We start from the raw sequence: 342 nt of genomic DNA, 5'->3' as shown, positions 1-342 counted from the left end.
AGGTTGTCAGCGTTTCTGCATCTCCAACCATATCAACAAGTTTTATTACTGTTGCAGATCCGCTTTCTGGCTGATACGTTAATGTTTTTCCTGTCGCATCATAAGCAAGTGATGTTAAAGTTTCGTTTCCTTTTACAATTTCATTAATGTTTACCACTTGTGTTGCACCTGAAGCATCTGTATAAGTAAACTCATTAGTTGTAGAATTGAACGACACTGTACCTTCTGATTTAGTAACAAAATTGTTTAAAACATTTGTTACTGCTGGATTGTTTATGATTGTTTCAAAATTAGTTGCAACATCGCCTACTACATCAATAGTAACATTGTCTCCTGCCTCAT

Annotated in this window: 1 pseudogene; it reads right to left on the bottom strand. The window is 35.1% G+C overall.

From position 1 onward, the window contains the following. A pseudogene (locus ACHRV0_RS21630) lies at positions 1-342 on the bottom strand (hypothetical protein); the annotation flags it as partial.

The sequence above is a fragment of the Flavobacterium sp. FlaQc-30 genome, from assembly GCF_044005885.1.
Taxonomy (GTDB): Bacteria; Bacteroidota; Bacteroidia; order Flavobacteriales; family Flavobacteriaceae; genus Flavobacterium.
Note: the sequence above shows the minus strand (reverse complement) of the source record. Positions and strands in the feature narration are given on the sequence as shown.